Source organism: TM7 phylum sp. oral taxon 349, assembly GCA_018127705.1.
GTDB lineage: Bacteria > Patescibacteriota > Saccharimonadia > Saccharimonadales > Saccharimonadaceae > Saccharimonas.
Genome location: CP072328.1, coordinates 808,366 through 832,099, shown reverse-complemented (window position 1 = coordinate 832,099; position 23,734 = coordinate 808,366). Strand labels below are relative to the sequence as shown.

The following is a 23,734-nucleotide window of genomic DNA, read 5'->3' as shown; positions in this document are numbered from 1 at the left end:
TTCGAATGATAACGAAAGGAGTATGCATGGATCAAAATGCAGATTCTAGCGGCGCAGTCAACCAGCCGCCGCAGCCAACTAAAAGCGCAGAAAGCTACGCCGATCAGCTTGCGACGCAATTGCGCAAAGGATTTTTGGCGTATTGCGTGCTTGTGATTTGCGCGCAGCAGCCACATTATACCGGCGATCTCGTCAAGCGACTACATCAGGCAGAGCTCGTCGTGGTAGAGGGAACGATTTATCCGCTCCTCGGGCGGCTGCAGCGTGATGGATTATTGCGCTACGATTGGCAGGAAAGCGAGCAGGGACCGCCGCGCAAGTACTATGCTCTCACGGAATATGGGCAGCACGTTATGATTGAACTAAAACAGCGTATTAGAACGCTAAGCTCGACGCTAAAAACGCTAGAGAAAGGAGCGAAGTCGTGAAAGAAGTTACTAGAATGCACTTGGCGAAAACGCCGTACAGCATAGAAGTTGATGCGAAAAAAGCACTTGAAGGGTATCTGGCTGCGATCGAAAAAACGATGCAAGCCGAGCCAGAGGCGATGCGGGAAATTGAGGCGCGCATGGTTGAGCTGCTAGCGGAGCGCGGCGTCGCAAAAGACGGTGTTATTTCGCTTGATGACGTCAATGCATTGAAAACGCAAATGGGCGATCCAAAAGAGTTCTCAGAAAATGGCGAAACGCGCGAGTCATCGGACGAAGCCACAGAATCTCCAAATGATACGCGCCGTAAATCGCAGAAACGCCTTATGCGCGATACGCAGCAGGGTGTACTCGGCGGCGTATGCAGCGGTTTGGCGGCATATTTTGGTATTGATGTTGTGCTAGTGCGGCTGATCGCGGTCGGATTATTATTTGTGTCGTTTGGCACGGCAGTGCTTGCCTATATTGTATTATGGCTCGTGGTTCCCGAAGCGAAAACAGCGGCCGATAAATTACAGATGCGCGGTGAACCAGTGACGCTGGACAGCCTGAAGAATTTTTCAATGGGCGAGATAACAGGTCGGGATATTGTTAGTAATGGTAGCGAGATCGCGAGAAAGTGTATTGGCATCACGACAGGTGTGATTGCGTTAATAATGATGGCAGGCTTCCTGATTGCCCTTGTCGTTGGCGGTTGGTCTGGTTTCTCAATTATCGGGCTGCTCGACAGCTTCGCGGCACAGCCGTATGTGCTGGGTATGCTGATTTCGCTGATTATCGGCGGTGTAGCGCTCGTACTGTTATGCGGTCTGTTTGCAGCGATGGCACTAACATGGCGGGCACGCCGATCGGTGGTACTGAGCATGCTGGCGGCGCTGATTGTTGGCTCGCTCGCGGTTTCAAGCACGGCAATATTTGGACTACAAGTGAGCGCGGAATTGCCGCGCGATGTAAAACGCTTAACAAGAGTGGTTAAATTAGATTTGCCAGATATGACAGGCGTGAAATCTATCAGAATGAAAGATGACGCTATGCACCTTGGTCTGCAGTATAAAAAATCAAGTGAACCGACGCGCGCCGAGTTGCACTACATGGATCTGAAAGGCGTAGAAAAGCCGGAGGTCAAATTTGATCGGCAGGGCGACGTATTATATGTTAACGTCAGCCATAAATCCAATAGTCGGTGCGTAAATGGCTCTGCTGGCGCAGTATTTCTGCTTGGCTCGCGCACTGGCATGTTGTGCGGCGGCGACTTTAATTGGGCGCGCGTTGTATTCTACGGTCCAGTCGATATTGTTACGGGTGATACGAATCAATTTGAACTTGCCGAGTAATTTGGTTATAATACGTGAAATGAAGAGGCAGTTTTAGTTGTGGCGTGGTGGCAAGCGATTATCCTAGGTATCGTTGAGGGCATTACGGAGTTTTTGCCAGTTTCCTCAACAGGCCATTTAACGATTGTTGAAAAACTGATGGGCATGAACCTGAACGACGCGAGCCTAACGGCGTTCACTGCGGTGATACAAATCGGTGCGATTGCCGCTGCGGTTGTATACTTTTGGAACGATATTTGGCGCGTGCTAAGCGCATGGTGGCGTGGTTTATGGTGGGGGCGTGCTCGGCGCAAATTTGATTATGCGTATGGCTGGGCGATTATCATTGGCTCAGTACCAATTGCAGTTGTCGGTCTAGCTTTTAAGGATGAAATTGAGACGGTACTGCGCAGTCTGTGGTTTGTTGCGTTTGCACTGATTGGCTGGAGTGTTGTGATGTGGCTAGCAGATATGTATGGTCGAACAAAGCGCACTGAAACTGATACAACGTGGCGCGACACATTGATCATTGGCATAGCGCAATGTCTAGCGTTGATTCCTGGTGTGAGCCGTTCTGGTGCGACAATTTCTGCTGGTCTATTACGCGGTTTTGATCGTGTAGCGGTAACAAAACTAAGTTTCTTTCTTGGTATTCCAGCGCTTGTAGCGGCGGGTGCGCTGCAAGCGGTTACTGAGCACAAGCATATCGCGGCTGGCGTGGGGTGGGGAAATACACTGCTTGCGACGGCTGTATCGGCTGTTGTTGGTTATGCTGTCATCGCATGGCTGTTGAAATATGTTGCTCATAATAATTTCTCGGCGTTTATTTGGTATCGCGTGATACTTGGCGGATTAGTGATTGCATTGCTCGCGAGCGGTGTAATCACTGCGGTGTAATTAGCGTAAGATTAGTTATATCCGTTAAAATTAAAAAGGCAGAGAGTTAGAATTTTAGTCACTGATCTCTGCCTTTATAGTTGAGGGTTGTTTGACCTGAGTCTAGTTACTGGTGATATTTTCACTATTCTCAGCAATTTCGCCGAGCAGGATGTCGACTTCGTCGGAGACAATATCTGCAAAGTCCGGTACGTTTGTTTGCAGCCATTGCACGATTTCATTATCGTTTGCATCTCTCATTGAGGCAAGTTCACGCGCTTGTTCAGGCGACAGCTCGTAGGCGATCTCGTCAAACACTCGCGTATCAAGCGTTTCTTCAAAGTGCTCGGAGAGGGAGGTAAAAGCTTCGTCGCTTAAGTTAATTCCTAGATTTGTGAGAATTGTTTTGCTTAGTACTGGCATAAAAATCCTTTTTGAAAGTGCTGTGATTGTGGAACGACTCCTTGGCGCTGCGTGTTATTTTCTAGACGCCAAGTATCGCTTCTGCCAAGCATAGACGGTGCTGCGGCTAACCGAGAAAGCATCCATAGTGGACTTGATACCGTACTTTGCCTTATGCTCCAGCACCTTGACGCGAAATTCGGTTACAGCTTTAATAGATACGGGTATATTGGTGTAGTATTTCATAGCAACAATATACCCTTTTTGGAGAGACTTAGCCGGTCTCATTTTTTTATACCCTCCACTCGCCCCTTACGAGATTAATGCTTTAGCGGGAGGAGTCTAGGAGGTTTTTGAGCTTGTACATTACCTGCTGCTGGTATGTACTATGGTAAAATGAAAAGTATGTTAGATATTCGGTTTATCAGAGAGAATGCGGAGCGCGTACAGACAGCGGCGACGCAAAAGGGGTATCAAGTTTCAATTGCGCAGTTGCTAGAGTTGGATGATTCGCGGCGAACGTTACAGCGGCAAGTTGACGAGTTACGTCAGAAGCGGAACGAAATCGCTGCAAAAATGAAGAACGGGCAACCAGAGCAAACATTGATTGATCAGGGTAAGCAGATAAAAACCGAACTTGTTGAGCTTGAGGAGCACCTAAAAAAGGTCGATACTGAATGCATAGCATCGATCAAGACTGTGCCGAACGTAACCGCTGATGATGTTCCGCTCGGCGGCGAAGCCGATAGCGTGGAATTTAAACGCTGGGGCGAGCAGCCAACAGGTGCGGTTGACCACCTAGATTATGCGACGAAACGCGGTTGGGTTGACTTTGAACGCGGCGCGAAGGTTGCCGGTGCGAAATTTTATTATCTAAAAGGCGATTTGGCTCTACTTGAAAACGCGGTGACACAATTCGCGCTTAATTTTCTAATCGCGAAAGGCTTTACCTATATGACGGTGCCGCACATGGTAAATTCGCGCACCGCTGAAGGCGCAGGGTTCGCGCCGAAGGGGAATGTGAGCGACGACCAATATTTTGTTGAAGGCGAGGACCTGACGCTGATTGGTACAGCAGAAATGCCGCTTACCGGGTATCATGCCGATGATATAATTGACGAGAAAAAAATGCCGCTTTATTACGTCGGCTATAGTCCGTGTTATCGCAAAGAAGCAGGCGCGTACGGCAAACATGCGCGCGGATTGTTCCGTGTTCACCAGTTTAATAAGCTAGAGATGTATATCTTTTGTACGCCCGAGCAATCGCTTGATATGCACGAAAAGATTTTATCGCTTGAAGAAGAAATTTGGCAAGCTATCGGCATTCCGTACCATGTCGTGAATATTGCGGCAGGAGACTTAGGCGCGCCGGCATTTAAAAAGTATGACATTGAATACTGGTCGCCGGTTGACGGTATGTACCGTGAGTTAACGAGCTGTTCAAATTGTACGGATTTTCAGACGCATAGCCTGAACATTCGTGTGCGGCGCGCTGACGGTTCGCTTGATACGGCGCATTCGCTGAATGGTACGGCAGTAAGCTTAGCGCGGAGCTTGGTGGCAATTCTAGAGAATTGCCAAACAGCGGATGGCAAACTGTGCATTCCTGAAGTACTTCGACCATATATGGGCAACCGCGAGGAAATTTAGGTAGTGAAACGGGCGATTCGCAAACTGAGTCGGCAGGGCTACAGGCATGTCGCGAAGCCGTTATTATTCCGCGAGCATCCGGATAAAGCCCATGCGCATATGATTATGGCGGCGCGTGGACTGCAAAAAGCACGGCTCACTGGCGTGCTGAATGTATGGCGCTACCAAAACCTGCGGTTAGAGCAGGAACTTCTCGGGATTCGCTTCAAAAATCCGATCGGCATGTCGGCAGGGCTTGATAAGAATTTTGATTTACCGCCAATTGCAAAACGAATTGGGCTGGGATTTGAGATTGGCGGTTCGACGACGGCTCGTGTGTGCGCCGGTAATCCGCGTCCGTGGTTTAAACGGCTGCCGAGCGAGAAGTCTATTGTCGTTAATGTTGGACTGGCAAACAATGGGATCGAGCGTAATATTGAGCGTATTCATTCGTACCCTCAGAAATTATGGCGTGATTTTCCATTGAGCGTATCAGTTGCAAAAACAAATTCGCCGCAGACGGCGACGGATGACGAGGCGATTAACGATTATTGCGAAAGTTTGCGGTTACTTGAGAGGGAAAACGTTGCACCGCTGTACGAGGTAAACGTCAGCTGTCCGAATACGTACGGTGGTGAACCATTCACAACGCCGGTACGGTTAGAAAAACTGCTTTCAGCGATTGACGAATTGCACCTGACAAAACCAGTGTTTATCAAATTGCCGACCGATAAATCGTGGACGCAGTTTAAAGCGCTGCTGCGTGTTATAGATAGTCATCGCGTTGCCGGGCTAACGATTGGAAATTTGGTAAAAAATCGAGCGAAGTTAAAACATCCGGACGGACTCAGCAGCGACGTAAAAGGCAACTTGAGCGGATTGCCGGCGCAGAAAATTACGACAGAGCTGATTTATAAAACATACGAAGCGTACCGTGATCGGTTCGTGATTATCGGTGTTGGCGGCGTGTTTACAGCGGTTGATGCCTATGAAAAAATCTGTGCCGGCGCAAGCTTGGTCGCGATGGTAACGGCGCTCATGTTTGAGGGGCCGCAGGTTGTGGGTGAGATTAACGAAGGGCTTGTAAAGCTGCTTGACCGCGATGGCTTTGCGACAATAACTGAGGCGATTGGATCGGCGCATCGCTCATAAATATTTACTGCGTATTCTCGCCATAAAATCATGCTATACTAAAGGCATACTAACGGTTAAACGAAAGGATCTTGGAAATGATCGCAGATGTCGAAGTAGCCGGTATCAGGGGCTATACTCCTGATGAGCCAACCAAAAAATATATTCGCAAAAAAATTGGCGCACTTGATAGACTTGTTACGCGTCATGCTCGCAAAACAATTAGCGCTGTCGTAAAAGTTGAGGAAGTTAATCGCGACCACGGCAATAAGTATGAGGTTGAAGCGGTTTTGACTGTGCCGGATAAAACAATAAAGGCAAAAGACTCGACGGTTAATGTGCTTGCTGCGACCGATATTGTTGAGCAGAAATTAGCAGCGCAGCTGCGCAAATATAAAGAAGACCGCGTGCCGCATGTTGGGCGGCGCGGACTTTTGGCGCGGTTTAAGCGCAGTTACGACCGCGAAGCGTAAAGGCTTGCTCTTGCGGCGATTACAAAACAGCTCGTGTGCTGGCTAGCGTTTCGAGCTGTTTTTTCTTTTGGTAACCCTTTATTTATACTGCGTTCAATAGTATAATAAAGCGTAGATTTTCTGAACTAGCTAGCAAATGGAGAGGGTTTGAATGGTTACGAGAGACAAAGCGTTGACAAAGGTGTTCGGCGATCCGCAGAAGCGGATTTTGAAGCGTCTACAAAAAAAGGTTGACGAGATTAATAAGCTTGGTTCAAAGTATAAAAAAATGTCAACTGACGAGTTGGCGACGCAGACCGATGTGCTGCGCAAAGAACTTAAGAAAAAGCACGTAACACTTGATGCGATCTTGCCGGATGCGTTTGCGGTGGTGCGCGAAATGTCCGACCGTGTGATCGGCGAGCGGCATTACGATGTACAGTTGATCGGTAGCATGGTGTTGCACGAGGGTAACGTCGCTGAGCTAAAGACTGGCGAAGGAAAAACGCTCATGTCAACGCTGGCGGCGTACTTGAACGCGCTTGAAGGCAAGGGTGTTCATATCGTGACGGTGAACGATTACCTGGCGCAGCGCGACGCCGGCTGGATGGGGCAGATCTATGACGCGCTTGGCATGACGACGGGTGTTATTATCAACGACGCGTCGTTTTTGTATGATCGTGAATACGATAACGAGCATCACACTGACCTGCGCATGAAAAAGCTGCGCCCCTGTACGCGCAAAGAGGCTTACGAGGCGGATATCACATACGGGACGAATAATGAATTTGGGTTTGATTATTTGCGCGATAACATGGTGAACGAAATCGGGCTTGTGCGCCAACGTGAACTTAATTTTGCGATCGTCGACGAGGTTGACTCAATTTTGATCGACGAAGCGCGTACGCCGCTTATCATTAGCGCGCCAGCCGCTGAGAACCCGGATAGCTATTATCAGTTCGCAAAAATTGCGGCGCAATTGACGCCTGACGACTATACGCTTGAGGAAAAGCATAAGCAAGTGGCACTGAGCGACCAGGGCGTTGAGAAAGTTCAGAAGATGCTTGGCATAAAAAACTTGTACACGCCGGAGTATGTGCGTAGTGTGTATCATATGGATCAGGCCTTGCGTGCGCAAACATTATTCCATCGCGACAAAGACTATGTAGTGACAAATGATGGCGAAGTGATTATCGTTGACGAGCATACCGGTCGTTTGAAACAGGGTAACCGCTACAACGAAGGATTGCATCAGGCGATTGAGGCGAAAGAAGGCGTACCGGTACTGCAAGAAAGCATGACGCTCGCGACAATTTCGTTTCAAAATTACTTCCGATTATATAAGAAATTGAGCGGCATGACAGGTACGGCCTTTACTGAAGCTGAAGAGTTTCAACAAATTTATTCACTTGACGTCGTGGTCGTACCGCCGAATAAACCAATTGCTCGCAAAGATCACGAGGATCTGATCTACAAAACTGAAAAAGGTAAGTTAAAAGCGGTGGCGCAAGCGATTAAGGAATACCATGCTGAGGGTCGTCCTGTGCTCGTTGGCTCGGGGAGTATTGCTAAAAATGAGATGATCGCCGATTATCTAGATAAAGAAGGAATTAAATACGAGATTCTCAATGCAAAAAATAATGAGCATGAAGCAGAGATTATTGCGCGGGCAGGCGAGAAAGGCGCGATTACACTTGCGACAAATATTGCTGGGCGCGGTACTGATATTAAGCTTGGCGAAGGCGTAAAAGAGCTTGGTGGACTCGTAGTGATTGGCAGTGAGCGTCACGAATCACGCCGCATCGACAACCAGCTGCGTGGACGCGGCGGCCGCCAAGGCGATCCGGGTGATACGCAGTTTTACGTATCAACCGAGGACGACTTGATGCGAATCTTCCAGGGCGAACGTATTGCGGCACTTATGGAGCGCTTGGGTGTTGACGAAGAGACGGCGATTCAAAACAAAGCCGTGTCGAAGACGCTTGAGGCGGCGCAAAAACGTGTCGAAGGCTATAACTTTGATACGCGCAAAAACGTTGTTCAGTACGACAATGTGATTAATCGTCACCGCAAGGTTGTCTATACGATGCGGCGCAAGATTCTTGAGGGCGATAATATCAAACCGGAAATCCAGCGGTTGCTTGGCGTTAAGGTGGCTGAGCTAACAGATGTACCCGCTAAGAATAACCCGAAGTTTGCCGAGGAATTTGAAGAGATTATTCCACTTGATCCAGAAGAGATTAAGAAGATTGGCGCGACCAAAAAGGATCGCGTACGGCGCGATATGGCGCTTGAGGCGGCGCAAAAACTGTATGCCGAGAAAGAATCGGAAATGGGCGAAGATCTGATTCGCCGGATTGAGCGCGAAGTGTATCTTCAGGTGCTTGACACCTTGTGGATGCAGCACCTAGAAAATATGCAGCACTTGCGCGAGGGTATTCACTGGCGTAGTGTTGGGCAGCGTGATCCGTTGGTTGAGTACCGTAGCGAGTCGCAGAAGTTGTTTGACAGTTTGCAGGCGACGTTACGCGACGAAGTACTGCGGGCGATTTATCATGTGCGCCCGACCGACGCGATCAGCCGCGAATCAGTTGACGATGATCATGAGACTGAGTTGACTAAACTTGCAGAGACATCAGTTGAGCATGGTGTGAACGAGATTACCGGTGGTGAAGAGAATCGCGACCGTGATTTCACTAAAACAAAAACTGCGAAAACTAACGCTGATGTTAACCGTAAACGTAACGCTGCGCGCAAGAAGAAAAAGGCGCAGCGCCAAAATCGTAAGAAGAGGCGATAAGATGAAACATACTGTATCAGAGGTGCGCTTAGCAAATGGCGCGCGCGGATTGTTGATTGATGTACCAGGTGCGACGGTGATGAGTTTCCGCTTTCATTTTCGTGCTGGTAACCGCTATGTTGGCGATAAAACTGTATATGAAACAGCGCACATTATGGAGCATATGGCATTTGGCGCGAACGCGCAGTTTGCGAATGAACATGCCTATGAAGCAGAATTTACCAAGAATGGCGCTTATCATAACGCGATGACAAGTGATTTGTCGATGGTGTATGTGGCGGAATGCGCGGATTTTGAATGGGAACGGATCCTGCGCTTGCAGCAAGTCGCAATTTGCCAGCCGCGATTCAAGCAAGAGGAACTTGATGCTGAAAAGGGTAATGTGCGCAGCGAGCTTACAGGCTATTTGAACAATAATGGGTATGTATTGTGGCCAAAAATCCAGCAGCTGATGGGCGATGATATTTATACGTTTCGACAGCGTTTGCGGCTGATAGATAATGTCACGCTTCGGCATATCCGCCATCATCATGCATTGACGCATACAAGTGATAACATGCGTTTTGTCATTGCCGGAAACCTGCATGGGCGTAAGGCGCATATCCAGCGCATGCTTGAAGCGTGGGAACTTCCGCGGGGCAAACGCTTTGACGTGCCGCGCGATGAGTTAAGGAAGGCTGGCCCGACCTTGATTCATCGCAAAGAAGCGAGTAATCTGACCTTCGGCTGGAGTATGGCGCTGCCGCGTGAGTTAGATGACGATGAAGATGAAGCGATGGCATGTCTGAACCACATCTTAACTGGTACGATGCACTCGCGTATTTTTGGTGCCGCGCGCAAGAAAGGCTTAGCATATGGCATGTTTAGCGAGACATCAACAGGATTTTACGATAGCGGCTGGGACTTTGGCGGGCAGGTTAATTTAGAAACGGCCGACGAGTTATTTGACATTATTGTGCGTGAAGTTAGGGCAGTACTAAACGGCGAGATTACCGAAAATGAAATTAATGCCGCAAAATCATACGCATTAGGGCGCTATCAGATGGGTGCGCAAACGGTTGCGCAGATTAGTAATTTTTACCGCGGGCGCTATTTCGGCGATGGTTTCGTGAGGAATTACGATCACGTGCCGGACGAAATCCGTAACGTTTCGCGCGAGCGTATGCTGCGTACGGCGCGTGAGTTTATTGATGCAAATACCTGGGTATTTGCAGGCGTTAGTAGCGGCGTGAAGGACGATATTGTGCGAATTAACAATAAGCTTGAGACGTTATTTAAGTAAATATACAGAATTTCGACATGATGAATGCTCCATTTTTAGCGAAGCGCTTATGGTTTCTGATAAAATAGCAATATGAAGATTGCGATTGCAGGGTATGGCGTCGAAGGGCGATCAAGTTTAAAGTATTTCCGGCGCAAGTATCCGCGCGCTGAGTTTTTGATTGTTGATCAGAATGATATAAAAAATCCGGCTGATGATATAATTGTACATACTGGTACGAATGTTTTTTCGGAACGGCTAAATGACGTTAATTTGGTGATCCGTACACCAAGCATTGCGCCATATCGTATTCATACGCTAGGTAAAATTTGGTCGGCGACGAATGAGTTTTTTGCTGAATGTCCGGCGCCAATTATTGGCGTGACGGGAACAAAAGGCAAAGGAACAGTGTGCAGCATGATCGCGGCAATTGCGCGCCAGGCAGGTAAAACGGTATATACGGTTGGTAATATCGGTACTCCGGGACTTGATGTGTTGCCGCAGATCGCGCCGCACGATGTAGTGATTTATGAGCTGAGCAGTTTTCAGTTGTGGGATTTGGAGCGATCGCCGCACATTGCGGTTGTCCTGATGATTGAGCCGGATCATCTGGATGTTCATCGTACATTTGATGAGTATATCGATGCAAAGTCAAATATCTGCCGCTATCAGCAAGCAAATGATATTACAATATACCATCCGACAAATATTTATTCGCAGCAAATTGCACTCACGTCGGGTGGCGATGGGCGGGCGTACCGTTACGGTATCCCTGATGATTATCAGGTGTATGCCGACGGCGTGTATTTTATGTCGCAGAATCGCCAGGTATGCCCAACCGATGCGGTGCAGTTACCGGGCGGTTACAATCTTGATAATGCATGCGCGGCAATGAGTGCTGCTGCGATGGCATTTCCAGGTATTTCGCCAGAAGTATATTACTACGGGTTACGTTCATTTACGGGATTGCCACATCGTTTGAAGCGTGTTGCTGAAAAGAGCGGTGTGACGTATTATGACGACAGTATCGCAACAACGCCAGGAAGCGCTATCGCGGCGATCGGTGCATTTATGCAGCCGAAAGTTTTGATTCTGGGCGGACACGATAAAGGCGGCGACTATACGGCGCTCGCTAAAGAAATTGCACGCAGCAATATGCGCGTTGTCATATTGATGGGCTCAAATGCTGAAAAAATTGCTCAGACGATATACAGCGTTGCGCCACAAACCAACCTGATTGTCAAAGGAAAGGTTCCAATGGCAGAGGTCGTGCGCACTGCAGCGACAGCTGCGCAGGCGGGCGATGTAGTTATTTTGTGTCCGGCAGCGGCGAGTTTTGATCAGTTTACTTCATATAATGATCGCGGCGATCAGTTTGTTGCGGCTGTACAAGCGCTGTAGCAATGGGCATAAGAGCAATTGTCACGGGGCGGCGATATTGCTATACTAAAAGAAGTAAGCGCGAGCTTTGAGGTTATCAACTATTGATGCGCGGGGTGTCCGCGGACAGAGGAGCTATTGGTTAATGCAGCAACAGCCGTATCAGTACACAAAAGGGAAGATTGCCGTTGAGCGTGCACGCATGACAAGCGACAACGTCGTGTTGGGTGTGGTATTTAGCATTTTCTTTTTGTTGACATTTGGGTACTTTATTTACAGTTATTTCGACGAAGTTGTTAAGCGACTTGGTAGTGTTACATTCCTGGGAGGTGCTATTGGTTTTGTTGTTGCGCTTATACTCGGCTGTATATTTTTAGCAGCCTCGTTGGGTATCGGTATGTTTTCGACCCGTATGATGCGTCAGCAGATGCTTGGTAACTCGCTTGAGGTGCAGTACAGTGCATATGCCTGGCTGCGTGATTGGTCAAATGAAGTTGCGGCAGACTTAGAAATGCCGCAGGTTGAGATTTTTATTACACAGAATCCGGTGATTAATGCGTATGCGTTTGGATTTGCGCGTCCGTACGCAATTGTACTGCACTCGGGCTCAATTCGTTACTTAACAGAAGACGAGTTGAAAGTTATCGTTGTCCATGAAATGGCACACATTAAATACAAGCATACTGATGCGTCAGTATATTTGATGCCGTTTTTGATCACGCCAATCATCAATATGGCTGGTAATTGGATCGCGGGATTTTGGTGTCGCCGGACTGAGTTTACTGCTGACCGTTTAGCGTTGGCGTACATCGGTGATGCGGCACTTGTAAAGAACGCGCTTATTAAAGTGCATGTCGGTCCTGATGTGGCAAAAGACATGAATGATGTTGCACGCCAATGGCTGCAATATAAGGCTGAACGCCCGATGAATCATTTTGCGCAGACGTTTAGCGATCATCCGTATTTAGTGCGACGCTTAAGCCAAGTAGATTATTGGGATGCAGCGTTTCATGCGGCACAGGCGCAACCTGTTCAAACAACATCTGCCGTTCCTGCTCAATCTGCGCCAGATGGAGAGGCGACGTCGCAGTCGTCGACGGTTTCAACTCAAATACCGAAGCCGCCTGTACCGCCGCGTAAACGTAACAATCAGCAGGAATCGTCAAAAGACGATGATGCGTCAGAAGCCTAATGCAACCGTTAAAAAAGCGCGCGAGCGACTTGTCAGAGCAGATTCACAGTGCGTACGAAACGCTATATATTGACGCAAAAGCAAAAGAGCTAGCCGCAATTGACCGCCAACTTGCCGATAGCAACGTGTGGGCGAACGTTGAGCGCGCACAGCAGTTGTCGCGCGAATCGGCGGCGTTACGTGCCCAGATCGAACCGTGGCAGGTATTGCGTTCGCAAACAAACGATATTGTTGAATTGATGGACTTAGGCGATGATTCAATGATAGCTGAGTTTGACGAGCAGATTAGCGCGCTTGAAGCGGAGTATGCGAATCGCCGTCGCGATTTGTTGTTCCAGGGCGAGTATGATGACTATGCGGCGATTGTAAAACTAAGCAGCGGCGCAGGTGGCACTGATGCGCAAGATTGGACGGAAATGCTTGAGCGTATGTATTTGCGCTGGGCAGAAAAGCATGATATGCACGTTGAGCTCGTAGAGCGTTCGGCAGGGGATGAAGCAGGGATTAAGAATGCAACGTACATTATGCGTGGACCATACGCTTACGGTTGGCTGAAAAGCGAGCATGGCGTACACCGTTTAGTGCGTCTTAGCCCGTTTAATGCTGATAATCTGCGGCAAACCAGTTTTGCGTTGGTTGAGATTATGCCGGAAATTGCCGCTCCAGATGAAGTGCAGATTGCTGATAAAGATTTGCGTATCGATATCTACCGCAGCGGCGGGAATGGCGGACAGGGCGTGAATACGACTGATAGCGCTGTGCGCATTACGCATATCCCGACAGGGATCGTGGTGGCGATTCAGAATGAACGCAGCCAAATCCAGAATAAGGAAACAGCGCTTAAGATCCTGAAAAGCCGCTTAGCACAGATGCAACTTGAGCAGCACGCGGAGACGCTTGCTGATTTGCGTGCGGGCGAATCAGCAAGCTGGGGTGCGCAAATACGTAATTATGTATTGCATCCATATACCCTTGTGAAAGATACGCGCACGAAATACGAGGATCGCGATGCTACGGCAGTATTGGATGGTAAGTTGGACGGATTTATGAGTGCGTATTTGACTTGGACTGTAGATTCCGCGCACACTAACAGCAGTAACATCTAACAAAAGTGTAGCATGAAGGAGATTAACATGCCCAAAGCAAAAAAAAGAAACAATTGAAGCAAAAGGTTTTACCATTCAAATATATACCGAAGACTTTAAGAACGACTACATCAGTCTTACAGATATTGCAAGATATAAAAATGCACATGAACCTAAAGATGTTGTAAAAAATTGGTTAAGGGTAAGAGATATAATTGAGTTCCTTGGGCTGTGGGAGACTATTCATAATCCAGATTTTAAAGGGGTCGAATTCGACTCCTTTAGGAAAGAAGCGGGAACAAATGCATTTACTTTATCTCCACAAAGATGGATTGAAAAGACAAATGCAATAGGTATAGTCTCTAAATCAGGACGAGGAGGAGGAACATTTGCTCATCCTGATATAGCAATGGAATTTGCCTCATGGATTTCACCAGAATTTAAGCTATACATCATCCAAGATTATAAAAGACTTAAGTTAGATGAAAACTCAAGACTATCATTAAGTTGGAATCTAAATAGAGAGCTCTCTAAGATTAACTATAAAATCCACACAGACGCAATCAAAGAATACCTATTAAAGGATCTTACCAACGAACAGTTATCTTATAAATACGCAAGCGAAGCAGATATACTCAATGTCGCCTTATTCAATAAAAGAGCAAAACAGTGGCGTGAAGAAAATCCTGATCTAAAAGGAAACATGAGAGACTATGCAAGCCTTAATGAACTATTAATACTAGCGAATATGGAAAGCTATAATGCAATCCTTATTGGTAAAGGGGTGGATCAAAAAGAAAGAATGACTGAACTTAGAAATCTTGCTAGGATACAACTACTATCACTTGAAAAACTTAATGACAATGGAATTAAGAGCTTGGAGGATAAGCCAAAGAGGGACAATGAGGCTAATGTACCTTCAAGTACGCATGATTGACGTATTATAAAATATATAGTACAATAAGAAACGGTCTTAATGAATTAAATAGACGTAAGTAGTATAACTAGAGGATTAGTGAACAGGAGTTATGGGAGATAAGCCAACATATCGGCTACGGTCGCGGTGAGAAGATGAAAAACGTTCTTGATACATTTAACGTTCGCCTTTTTAAAGGTATGCTTTTTAGGAATGGCGTGAATAGAACGTCGCAAGATCATAAGGATAGCCCTAGCCCACAGGGGGATGCGAATAGACAAGTTTATTCAAGACTTAAGGTAGAAGAGAGCGGTGCGTCTATCACTCTTATTTGTGATCATAGTTGTTCTAGAAAAGAGATCTTTAATCCGTGCGCAGGCGACTACCGCAACAAGCATATTGTTGTTCTTGATGCAAACGAGGAAGGGATAGTTTACTTTGTTGATAATGATACAGATCAAGTTGTGTGCCGTACATGTACAGGGCTTAGGCCAAATGCGCGCGACAATAATACGAGCGAAATTATGTTCAGTGGTCAGGAGCGTGTTGTTGTCGATCCGAAAGAAATTGATGAACTGGCGGAGTTTGTTGAACTCTATCAAAAAGGTGAAGTTTGCTCTAGAGAAGCATTGTGGGCAAGTGACAGGTTCCGAAAATTATTTAATGAGGTGTGTAGCGATAAAACGTTGCGATCCAGAAGGAATATAGAGGAACTAGATGACGGGTGGCTGCAGGCTAGCGTAACCCTGCCTCCAAGAGAGGGCGATGATAGATATGTTGGTTTTGCCCTTGAGACCTCTGGCGAACCGGGTGAAAATGAGAGACGGGTTGTTGTTCGCCAGAATGACGGTAGTTTTGTTGAGTATTCACTTAAGGATAGTGAGGATAAGCTTGATGAAGGGCATGCAGTTGAGCGCTTTTCGTTTGAAATAAAAATCGGGGAAGATGGTCGTAAAAGGAGGGCTAATAGAAGTAATCGGAGAGTTGTTGGTGCCGATGAAATCAATAGGCTAACGAAGTATATTCATAATCGCTTGGATGTAAAAAATTCGCCATCATCTTGATGGGAGTACGTTTCGATTAAAAAGCACGATACAAAACGCAATGTAGATTGTGCTACTAAAGTGTCTCTAGGATGAGGTTTGCACTTCGTGTTATGGGATGTTAAGTAAGTAAGTAATGTTGCTTTTGCTGAGCGGAATAGACGGGATGCGTTAGGGAAGAGCAATTCTAGGAACTATGCTGTATAGTTGTGTATATTACAAAATTGTTCTATAAACACTTGACAAATTAAGAGAGAGAGAGTATTATAAGAGCCATAGTAATATAAAGACAGAAAGGTAAAAATTTACAATGCGAGCTAGACGGCATGAGTTAAACAGTAGCAATCATAATCGGCGTAAGGGTAGCGGTAGGCTTCGCCGCCTTGCTGCTATCGGTACAATTGCAGCTTCTGCTTTCGGAGCAGGCATGTTTATGGGAGAATCATCGCCTACGGAGAGCGGTTCTCAAGACAGCTATAGCGTCAGCGCTCAAGCAACGGAAACTGAAAAAACAGCGGAGGCTGATTCAGGGACGCTTGAGCTGTCACCGGAAGAGCTTGAAGCGGTAAACCAGACGGCAAAAGAAACAGTAAGAGAGACGATCAAGGATGTCGAGGAATCGGGTGCATCTAGATACCGCAATGGATATGAACAGATAACCTATTACGACAGGAAATATGAGGGCGGTTCAAGGCTGGTATGGCTTCGCTATAATGAGAGCGAAGACGGGAAAAGCGCCTTTGTCAATCTTGAGGTAATGGAGAGCTCGTTGAGTGATATGAAGAAATATGATAATATCAAACGCGACAACCTTAGTGAAACACAAAAAAAAGAGATGCAGGCTCAAATAGAATCATACACAAACCTCGACTTTACTGTAGTAGAAGGATTTCAAAAGGGTAGAGAGGGGATATATTCAACGCGAGATATACTATCATTGCTAGATAAGGAGTCTACAACGCTTACGCATGCTTCCCAAGGTGAAAGCCGTGGGTATGAGCACGTTGATTACGGTGTAGATATAACGGGTAACTCAGTGGAAGCTTTCACTAACATGTACACAATTAAACCAGATGGTGCAACAAATGACAAGAGTCTACTAGATAAGAAGTACCCAATCCAAAGCCGGGAGCAGACGAGAAAAGTCCTTGATGTGGTCGTTGAGTCAAGCTACCTAAAAGACTACAATAATAAGGACAAGCATAGCGGAAAGACTAAGTAACGCCGATATGGGCTGTAGGAAATAGGAAGCGGCTTAGAGCAAAACGTCTCGACCTGATAGTCGGGACGTTTTTTGCTTGCTGAATGCGTACCTGCTATACTGATTATGTATGATTCTGTTGGATAGGGTGACGAAGTCGTACGGCAAGAACGCGAAGCCGGCGTTGAATCGGGTGAGCTTGCATGTTGAGCCGAAGGAATTTGTGATTATCGTCGGGACGAGCGGTGCCGGTAAAAGCACGCTATTAAAGTTATTGACACGCGAAGAGAAACCGACGAGCGGCAAGATTGTCGTTGGCGGTATTGATTATGACACGCTGAAGGACAAGCATGTGCCGCTGCTGCGCCGCAAAATTGGCGTCGTATTTCAGGATTTCAAGCTGTTGCCGCAGCGGACAGTGTTTGAAAATGTGGCATTTGCACTGGAGATTGCCGGTATGACGAATCGTGAAATCCGAAACACGGTGCCAAAGGTAATTGACCTTGTAGGATTAAAAGGTAAAGAAAAACAGTTCCCGCATCAGTTGTCGGGCGGCGAGCGCCAGCGGGTGGCAATTGCGCGGGCGGTAGTGCGCCAGCCGAAGATTCTGATTGCCGACGAGCCGACAGGGAATCTTGACCCGAGGCATAGCTGGGACATCGTTCGCTTGCTAGAAAAAATCAATCGTTATGGTACGACGGTACTCTTAACGACGCATAATGTTGAGATCGTAAACCGGTTGAAACGGCGCGTGATCACGATTGATCACGGCAAGATCACGAGCGACCAGGCGCAGGGGAGCTATAAACAGTAATGGCAAAATCGGTAAAAGCAAAGAAAAATACGCGCGCACTCGCACAGCAAAAGCGTCACCGCCGGCAGTGGCTGACGTTTGTACGTATGTGCCGTTATGGTATCAATAACTTTACGCGCAACGCTTGGCTGACGGTGGCGGCAACAGCAGTAATGACAATTACATTGCTTATTATCTTTGCGACGGTAATTGCGAGCAATGTGCTCGCCGATTCGGTGGCGGAGCTAAGTAAAAAAGTTGATATGTCAATTTATCTTAGGACGGGTACAACCGAACAGCAGGCGAAGCCGGTAATACATGCGCTGAGGCAGCTGTCGAACGTTGAAGATGTCACGTTTATCTCGTCGGAACAGGCGCGCGCGCAGAACGCGCAAAATAATAAAACTGACCAAGATGTGCTTGAAGCGATTAGCCAAGCGACAAACAAGTTGCCAGCAGTTATTCGTATCAATCTAAAAAACATTAACGATACGACTCAGCTTGATGGATTCGTGAAGGAGAACAAAGAGCTGAAGCCTATTATTAGTCCGAACCGTGCACCGTCGTTTGCTGGCTCGCGGCGCAACGCGATTGAAAACATTGGCCGGTGGGCAAATTTTGCACAGCGTGCGGGGCTGGCGGCAAGTATTTTGTTTGTCGTGATTTCGTCGCTGATTGTGTTTAATACGATTCGTATGGCGATTTTTAACCGCAAGGATGAAATCGAAATGATGAAGTTAATCGGTGCCGAAAAAAGTTTCATTCGCGGACCGTTTCTCGTCGAGGCAGTGGTATACGGCTGTATCGCAGCGGTACTGGCGGCGACGATCGGCGTGTCGCTGTTTGTGGCAGCGAGCGGAAAATTACAGTCGTATGGGATCGCAACGGCGAATACTACAAATGCGTTGACAATGTATTTAGGGGTGGTACTGCTTGTGATGATTGGGCTTGGCGCGCTGATTGGTGTTATTTCATCGGCGCTTGCAACGCGTCGGTATCTGAAGATTTAGGTTATTGCTTCTAGTACGATACGGCAGATTCCGCGCTTGACATGGTGGTTATGCTTTGATACATTAGAGGTAATGAAACAACGGTCCACCACACCAGTTTCGTCAAAAGGCATCGTCACGCGCTCGGCGCTTGTGGCGGCAGCCGTTTTGATGGGCACGGCAACTCCTTTTATGCTTGTAGGGCGAGTGTTCGCTGATCAATACGATGAGCAAATTAAGCAGTTACAATCGGAGTCTGACAACTATAAGCAGCAGGCATCTGCTTTAGGTGTGTTGGCGGGCAACTTGCAGGCGGAGCTCGACAAGTTAACGGCACAAAGAACTGAACTGCAGCGGCAAATTTCGCAGAGCCAAGCTAAGCGCGATAAGCTTGACCAAGATATCGTGTCGACCAAGAAAAAGATTGCTGATACGAAAGATGCACTTGGCGACATCATTGCTGATATGTATGTGGACGATTCGATTTCGCCGCTTGAGATGCTTGCGAGCAGCAATAGCATTGGTGATTATGTTGATAAGCAAGAGTACCGCTCGTCTATGCAAGAGAGCTTAAGCAATACGATTAAGCAGATTAACAAGCTCAAGACACAGCTCGAAAAGCAGAAAAAAGATGTCGAAAACGTTATTAAAGACCAAGAGGCACAAAAGCAGTCGCTTGCCGCAAAAGAGGCGGAGCAGGCAAAGCTTGTTGAAGAGACAAAAGGGCAGGAATCTGCATATCAGGCGCTTGTAAGCCAGCGTTCAAGCGAAATTGAGAGTTTGCGCGCGCAGCAAGCGGCGGCAATGGCAGCGGCGGCACGGCGCTATAACATTAACATTGGCTCGGGCTCAGCGAGCGGAGGCGGCTATCCGTCGGTATGGGCGGATGCCGAGCAAGACACAATTGTCGATAGCTGGGGCTTATACAACCGCGAGTGCGTGAGTTATACGGCGTGGAAAGTCGCAAGCACGGGGCGTTTCGTGCCGCACTTTGGCGGTGCTGGCAATGCTAACCAGTGGCCGTCAACGACAGCGCGCTACGGTATTACAAATGGTTCAACACCAAAAGCCGGCTCGGTTGCGATTCAATATGTCGGCGTGTATGGACATGCGATGTATGTTGAGGCGGTGAATAGCGACGGTACAATTACGGTCAGCGACTACAATAACAACTCCGATGGGCTTGGTTGGGGTCGGTATCATCACTATTCGCGCTCAGCAGCTGGTTTGACGTATATCTACTTTTAAGCCTACAGGATCTATTCAGAATATATAGCGCACGCGCTAGGAGTGCGCTATAATAATGCTTATGACTGCAGAGGGGGATGAGCAGACAGGCTCAAAAAAGAATGTACGGCGTGGTGTGTCGCGCTCAGTGTTTGCGGCGTCGCTGACGCTTGCGGTGGTTGTCGCATTTGTAGCGGGAACACGAAGCGATGAACTGTATCGGATTGTTGCGCCGGTATTTGGCGTGAAAGTTGCTCAGCGCGATCTTGACGTGTCGATACTTAAAGAAACGTATCGCGAATTGGTGAGTAATTACGATGGTGAGCTTGATGCGTCGAAGCTATCTGATGGTGCGGCGCGTGGCATGGTTGAAGCAGCCGGCGACAAGCATACGGTGTTTATGGATGGAAAGGAAGCGGCGGAGTTTCAGGAAAGTCTGAACGGCGATTTAACAGGGATTGGCGCAGAGATTGGCGTGCGGAATAATCAGCCAACGGTTTTGCGTGTTATCAACGACTCTCCGGCGGCAAAAGCGGGGTTACAAAAAGGCGATGTGTTCGTATCTGTGAATGGCGAGTCGATGAACGGCAAAACGGCGGCAGATGTTGCTGGTAAAGTTCGCGGCGATGCCGGTACGACAGTGAAGCTCGGCGTGCGGCGCGGCGAGACGAAGCAAGAATACGCTATCACGCGCGCGCAGGTAAATGATCCGAGCGTGCGCTGGGATGTTGTTAATAGCGTTGGTGTGATGACGATTTCTCGGTTTGATGAACAGACGGGTACATTAGCTCGGCGTGCGGCGCAGGAATTTATTGATAAGCATGTTAAAGGTGCTATTCTTGATCTGCGCGATAATGGCGGCGGATATTTAACAGCGGCGCAGGCGCTTGCTGGTGTATGGCTGAATAATCAAGTCGTTGTGACGGAGAAAACGGGCGGTAAAATGGTTGATACAGTAAAAACAGAGCAGCGTGCGCTGCTTGGCAATATGAAAACGGTTGTTCTAACGAATGGCAATACGGCTAGCGCGAGTGAAATTGTCGCAGGCGCGCTGCAGGAATATGGTAAGGCGACATTGATTGGCGAAAAAACATACGGCAAAGGTACGGTTCAGAAAATCGTTAATCTGTCGGGTGGGCGTATTCTCAAGGTAACGACGGCGCGTTGGTACACTCCAAAGGGTAAAAATATTACGAAAGAAGGCATTACACCGGATAAGACGATTCATATTACGAAAGACGACGCAAATGCCGAAAAAGATACCCAAATGGAGGCAGCCCAGGCGGCATTAGCGCCGGTACAGTCAACTAACCTGGAACAAGCGTAAGCCGTAGGTATGTTAATGGGTCTTTACATAAGTCTTGTAGTTGATAGAGTTAGTATACGTTATAGAGCTTTCTCATATGACGTTTAGCTAGAATATCTATCTCCACTCCACAGGAGCTAAGCTTTGTTCAGTATTAGACAACTGAATAACACACCTCATAGCAACTACGCTGAGTCCACAGAGAATAGAAAGTCGCCACTCGTTGGGTAAAATGTAAGGGCGCGCAACGTATAGTCCTCTTCCTGATAAATCGTGCCTAGAACCTTGAGCTTTTATAAAAATACTCAACGGGACGATAGTTTCAATGCGCATAAGACCCTGATCAACATGGAATCCCGTTTTCATCAACAAACCATGGGACGATAGGAGGATCGTCGACGAATGTTGCATCACTTTCCTCTATAGCCTTACGCCACAGACGGTACATTGGAGGAAGTTCACTTGCTTTAGCAAGCCCCTTACGGACGAGGGCAATATCTTTTGATAGCTGATTGCGATCAACGTCTTTCAGTACAACGGGGGATGACGTCTTCGTTTCTCCGTCATCACCAACGCTGGTAGGCTCTGGCACTACTGCGTACGACATATCTGCTGCACTCTCTTGTCTCGCGTCCTGATGAGATGCTGTTGAGTTAAAGGTTTGAGACGACTCTCTTTGGCAGCATGGGCAAACTACATAGACTGCTAGAGCGCCCATTCCGTGTGCAACATAATCTAGAACATCTCCATGTTCTGGCGTTCTATCGCGATCCGATGCTGATGGTATTGTTTCACTCATAACTGTGTGAGCCATTATATAATGGTGGCGTTAGTTATGACAATCCCTGGGGTTTGGCGGTTCACTCAAACAATTCAGAAATAACCCAGCAATGGTTGGCGGAAATGTATAGGTAACTAAAAGGAACAGTCCTGTAAAATAGTAGTTATCAACTAACAACTAAATACAGAAAGGACTGTTCCTAGTGAAGAGTTTAACAGAACTGCCATCAGAATATAAGTGCCATCAGAACTTTTACCGTATGGTGCGGGGAGATTTAACTTGTAGAGAATGCGGAAATAAAAGGCTGCTGTTCAGAGCGGCATACGAATACTGCTCTCATTGCAAGCGTAAGTTTTCTGCTAAAGCAGACTCTAAACTATTTAAGTTTAGTAATCTTAGCTTTCGGCAAATCTATGCTTTAATCTGGTGCTGGCAGCATAAGCGCAGTATCGGCGAAATAAAGAATATCCTGAGCCTATCATATCCAACTGTTAGTAATTGGCTAAGGAAACTTAAGAGGCAAGCTCTTCCGGCTTCGCAACCAGCTCTAGAAGGCGACATTGAAGTAGATGGCAGCTATTTCGGCAGGCGTAGGTTTGGCAGGCAAAGATTAGTCATTGGCGCTATTAGTCCAAAAACCAAACAGATTAGACTTAAGATTATAAAATACAGGAATAGAACAGAGGCAGAAAGCTTTATACAAGGATACTGTTAAGATTGGCAGCATTGCGCCAACAGACGGATTCAAAGGCTGCAATGAGCTGCCGCTACTTGGCTATATATGGCAAAACTGCAACCATTCTATTGGCTGCTTCGACCCCACTAACCGCATAGAGAATCTCTTGGAGCGTTATAAAAAGAGCTTTACGCTATATGTACCCGAGATCTAACCTTTAGCGTAAGAGACCTAGAACTCATACTAAGAGAATGGGAGAACAGACACAATAACCCAGAATTGTTCTATAATGAAGACGACTACTTAAAGATGGCTTGTTCCGGATTGTTTAGGTGAACCCTGTTTGGATCGCCTCTTGCTAAAAGCTTTCATCTACTTACACCGCACCCTCCAGCATGGTGGCGAGCTTGCTGCTGCCAGGCAGTTGCTTGCGGAATCGGGCAAACCAGCGCCGAACAGTAGTATAGCTTACGCTAGCTAATAGGTATGACGTTTCCGTTGAGCGTTTTGTTTGCTAGCAGTAGAGCAGGATGAACAGAGCTGCCGGGGACTTAGCTTCATGCCGTATAACCAACTAGCCTGGTAGCTGGTAGCTGGTAGCTGGTAGGCCGGTATTTCTTGCGGCACAGTTTACACCACAGATATTTGTTGCAATAGTTTTCATGAAGACCCTTATAGCAGCGAGGACAAGACGCCTCCATCGCCAAAGACTAGTTTGTTAAGGATCTGCCAGTATTTCTTGTTACTGGCAAACTTTTGGTATGGTAGGCATTAGGAACATCTCCTTTCACTTAGTTGCTATTCACTCCTAAGTTTATGGGATGTTCTGGTTTAGGTTAATGGACCCTAGCGT

Annotated in this window: 23 protein-coding genes; 18 read left to right on the top strand and 5 right to left on the bottom strand. The window is 47.3% G+C overall.

Annotated features, from left to right (window positions below; all coding sequences use genetic code 11):
- Positions 1 to 26 precede the first annotated feature (26 nt).
- Genes J5A52_04240 through J5A52_04230 form a run of 3 tightly spaced genes read left to right on the top strand, consistent with a single transcriptional unit; the run spans position 27 to position 2,638 of the window.
- On the top strand, positions 27 to 428 hold the full coding sequence (locus J5A52_04240) for a PadR family transcriptional regulator (protein ID QUB37327.1): 402 nt from the start codon (positions 27 to 29) through the stop codon (positions 426 to 428).
- On the top strand, positions 425 to 1,762 hold the full coding sequence (locus tag J5A52_04235) for a PspC domain-containing protein (protein QUB37326.1): 1,338 nt from the start codon (positions 425 to 427) through the stop codon (positions 1,760 to 1,762). The genes J5A52_04240 and J5A52_04235 overlap by 4 nt, the downstream gene beginning before the upstream one ends.
- 39 nt (positions 1,763 to 1,801) lie before the next feature.
- Positions 1,802 to 2,638: an undecaprenyl-diphosphate phosphatase gene (locus J5A52_04230; GenBank protein QUB37325.1), complete on the top strand. Its 837-nt coding sequence runs from the start codon at positions 1,802 to 1,804 to the stop codon at positions 2,636 to 2,638.
- A 102-nt stretch (positions 2,639 to 2,740) separates the two neighbouring features.
- Here the strand turns inward: J5A52_04230 and J5A52_04225 are convergent, their stop codons facing one another.
- Together J5A52_04225 and J5A52_04220 are read right to left on the bottom strand one after the other, a co-directional pair.
- Positions 2,741 to 3,040, bottom strand: coding sequence for a hypothetical protein (locus tag J5A52_04225; GenBank protein QUB37324.1), 300 nt, complete (start codon positions 3,038 to 3,040; stop codon positions 2,741 to 2,743).
- A 54-nt stretch (positions 3,041 to 3,094) separates the two neighbouring features.
- A complete protein-coding gene (locus J5A52_04220; protein QUB37323.1) occupies positions 3,095 to 3,265 on the bottom strand; it encodes a helix-turn-helix domain-containing protein in 171 nt (56 codons plus the stop codon).
- A 150-nt stretch (positions 3,266 to 3,415) separates the two neighbouring features.
- Here J5A52_04220 and serS point away from each other — a divergent pair, with 150 nt between their 5' ends.
- The 13 genes from serS (at position 3,416) to J5A52_04155 (ending at position 18,912) form a co-directional block, all read left to right on the top strand.
- Positions 3,416 to 4,669 carry a serine--tRNA ligase gene (gene serS / locus J5A52_04215; protein QUB37322.1) on the top strand — a complete coding sequence of 418 codons (1,254 nt, stop codon included), beginning with the start codon at positions 3,416 to 3,418 and terminating at the stop codon, positions 4,667 to 4,669.
- A 3-nt stretch (positions 4,670 to 4,672) separates the two neighbouring features.
- Positions 4,673 to 5,800 carry a dihydroorotate dehydrogenase (quinone) gene (gene pyrD / locus J5A52_04210; GenBank protein QUB37321.1) on the top strand — a complete coding sequence of 376 codons (1,128 nt, stop codon included), beginning with the start codon at positions 4,673 to 4,675 and terminating at the stop codon, positions 5,798 to 5,800.
- 77 nt (positions 5,801 to 5,877) lie between these two features.
- A complete protein-coding gene (gene raiA, locus J5A52_04205; protein ID QUB37320.1) occupies positions 5,878 to 6,252 on the top strand; it encodes a ribosome-associated translation inhibitor RaiA in 375 nt (124 codons plus the stop codon).
- Positions 6,253 to 6,403: 151 nt separating this feature from the next.
- Positions 6,404 to 9,031 (top strand): preprotein translocase subunit SecA, encoded by a 2,628-nt coding sequence (gene secA / locus J5A52_04200; protein QUB37319.1) that lies wholly within the window; start codon positions 6,404 to 6,406, stop codon positions 9,029 to 9,031.
- A gap of 1 nt (position 9,032) precedes the next feature.
- The gene (locus J5A52_04195) at positions 9,033 to 10,313 is read left to right on the top strand and encodes an insulinase family protein (GenBank protein ID QUB37318.1); all 1,281 of its coding nucleotides are present in this window, start codon (positions 9,033 to 9,035) and stop codon (positions 10,311 to 10,313) included.
- 72 nt (positions 10,314 to 10,385) lie between these two features.
- Positions 10,386 to 11,693, top strand: coding sequence for a UDP-N-acetylmuramoyl-L-alanine--D-glutamate ligase (gene murD / locus J5A52_04190; protein ID QUB37317.1), 1,308 nt, complete (start codon positions 10,386 to 10,388; stop codon positions 11,691 to 11,693).
- A gap of 124 nt (positions 11,694 to 11,817) precedes the next feature.
- Positions 11,818 to 12,864, top strand: a complete 1,047-nt coding sequence (locus J5A52_04185; GenBank protein ID QUB37316.1) for a M48 family metallopeptidase — start codon at positions 11,818 to 11,820, stop codon at positions 12,862 to 12,864.
- Positions 12,864 to 13,970, top strand: coding sequence for a peptide chain release factor 2 (gene prfB, locus J5A52_04180; GenBank protein QUB37315.1), 1,107 nt, complete (start codon positions 12,864 to 12,866; stop codon positions 13,968 to 13,970). The genes J5A52_04185 and prfB overlap by 1 nt, the downstream gene beginning before the upstream one ends.
- Before the next feature lie 52 nt (positions 13,971 to 14,022).
- Positions 14,023 to 14,886: a KilA-N domain-containing protein gene (locus tag J5A52_04175; GenBank protein QUB38011.1), complete on the top strand. Its 864-nt coding sequence runs from the start codon at positions 14,023 to 14,025 to the stop codon at positions 14,884 to 14,886.
- Positions 14,887 to 15,083: 197 nt separating this feature from the next.
- Positions 15,084 to 15,929: a hypothetical protein gene (locus J5A52_04170; GenBank protein ID QUB37314.1), complete on the top strand. Its 846-nt coding sequence runs from the start codon at positions 15,084 to 15,086 to the stop codon at positions 15,927 to 15,929.
- Positions 15,930 to 16,341: 412 nt separating this feature from the next.
- Positions 16,342 to 17,130, top strand: a complete 789-nt coding sequence (locus J5A52_04165) for a hypothetical protein (GenBank protein QUB37313.1) — start codon at positions 16,342 to 16,344, stop codon at positions 17,128 to 17,130.
- A 109-nt stretch (positions 17,131 to 17,239) separates the two neighbouring features.
- Positions 17,240 to 17,923 (top strand): cell division ATP-binding protein FtsE, encoded by a 684-nt coding sequence (gene ftsE / locus J5A52_04160; protein ID QUB37312.1) that lies wholly within the window; start codon positions 17,240 to 17,242, stop codon positions 17,921 to 17,923.
- Entirely contained in the window at positions 17,923 to 18,912 is a 990-nt protein-coding gene (locus J5A52_04155) for a permease-like cell division protein FtsX (GenBank protein ID QUB37311.1), read from the top strand. Before ftsE ends, J5A52_04155 begins: the two co-directional genes overlap by 1 nt.
- Here the strand turns inward: J5A52_04155 and J5A52_04150 are convergent.
- Positions 18,909 to 19,070, bottom strand: coding sequence for a hypothetical protein (locus J5A52_04150; GenBank protein ID QUB37310.1), 162 nt, complete (start codon positions 19,068 to 19,070; stop codon positions 18,909 to 18,911). The genes J5A52_04155 and J5A52_04150 overlap by 4 nt on opposite strands.
- A gap of 148 nt (positions 19,071 to 19,218) precedes the next feature.
- Positions 19,219 to 19,434: a GHKL domain-containing protein gene (locus tag J5A52_04145; GenBank protein QUB37309.1), complete on the bottom strand. Its 216-nt coding sequence runs from the start codon at positions 19,432 to 19,434 to the stop codon at positions 19,219 to 19,221.
- A 15-nt stretch (positions 19,435 to 19,449) separates the two neighbouring features.
- Here J5A52_04145 and J5A52_04140 point away from each other — a divergent pair, with 15 nt between their 5' ends.
- Together J5A52_04140 and J5A52_04135 are read left to right on the top strand one after the other, a co-directional pair.
- Entirely contained in the window at positions 19,450 to 20,139 is a 690-nt protein-coding gene (locus J5A52_04140; protein ID QUB37308.1) for a CHAP domain-containing protein, read from the top strand.
- 61 nt (positions 20,140 to 20,200) lie between these two features.
- Complete coding sequence (locus J5A52_04135) at positions 20,201 to 21,445, top strand: S41 family peptidase (protein ID QUB37307.1); 1,245 nt, start codon at positions 20,201 to 20,203, stop codon at positions 21,443 to 21,445.
- Between the two features lie 322 nt (positions 21,446 to 21,767).
- Here J5A52_04135 and J5A52_04130 read toward each other — a convergent pair whose 3' ends face one another.
- Positions 21,768 to 22,223, bottom strand: a complete 456-nt coding sequence (locus tag J5A52_04130) for a hypothetical protein (GenBank protein ID QUB37306.1) — start codon at positions 22,221 to 22,223, stop codon at positions 21,768 to 21,770.
- Positions 22,224 to 23,734: the final 1,511 nt, after the last annotated feature.

Coding starts and splice junctions, on each gene's coding strand:
- J5A52_04130 (QUB37306.1), bottom strand. CDS start 22,223: ATGAGTGAAACAATACCATCAGCATCGGATCGCGATAGAACGCCAGAA.
- murD (QUB37317.1), top strand. CDS start 10,386: ATGAAGATTGCGATTGCAGGGTATGGCGTCGAAGGGCGATCAAGTTTA.
- J5A52_04140 (QUB37308.1), top strand. CDS start 19,450: ATGCAAGAGAGCTTAAGCAATACGATTAAGCAGATTAACAAGCTCAAG.
- raiA (QUB37320.1), top strand. CDS start 5,878: ATGATCGCAGATGTCGAAGTAGCCGGTATCAGGGGCTATACTCCTGAT.
- J5A52_04155 (QUB37311.1), top strand. CDS start 17,923: ATGGCAAAATCGGTAAAAGCAAAGAAAAATACGCGCGCACTCGCACAG.
- secA (QUB37319.1), top strand. CDS start 6,404: ATGGTTACGAGAGACAAAGCGTTGACAAAGGTGTTCGGCGATCCGCAG.
- J5A52_04185 (QUB37316.1), top strand. CDS start 11,818: ATGCAGCAACAGCCGTATCAGTACACAAAAGGGAAGATTGCCGTTGAG.
- serS (QUB37322.1), top strand. CDS start 3,416: ATGAAAAGTATGTTAGATATTCGGTTTATCAGAGAGAATGCGGAGCGC.
- prfB (QUB37315.1), top strand. CDS start 12,864: ATGCAACCGTTAAAAAAGCGCGCGAGCGACTTGTCAGAGCAGATTCAC.
- J5A52_04165 (QUB37313.1), top strand. CDS start 16,342: ATGGGAGAATCATCGCCTACGGAGAGCGGTTCTCAAGACAGCTATAGC.
- J5A52_04195 (QUB37318.1), top strand. CDS start 9,033: ATGAAACATACTGTATCAGAGGTGCGCTTAGCAAATGGCGCGCGCGGA.
- J5A52_04240 (QUB37327.1), top strand. CDS start 27: ATGGATCAAAATGCAGATTCTAGCGGCGCAGTCAACCAGCCGCCGCAG.
- ftsE (QUB37312.1), top strand. CDS start 17,240: ATGATTCTGTTGGATAGGGTGACGAAGTCGTACGGCAAGAACGCGAAG.
- J5A52_04135 (QUB37307.1), top strand. CDS start 20,201: ATGACTGCAGAGGGGGATGAGCAGACAGGCTCAAAAAAGAATGTACGG.
- J5A52_04225 (QUB37324.1), bottom strand. CDS start 3,040: ATGCCAGTACTAAGCAAAACAATTCTCACAAATCTAGGAATTAACTTA.
- J5A52_04220 (QUB37323.1), bottom strand. CDS start 3,265: ATGAAATACTACACCAATATACCCGTATCTATTAAAGCTGTAACCGAA.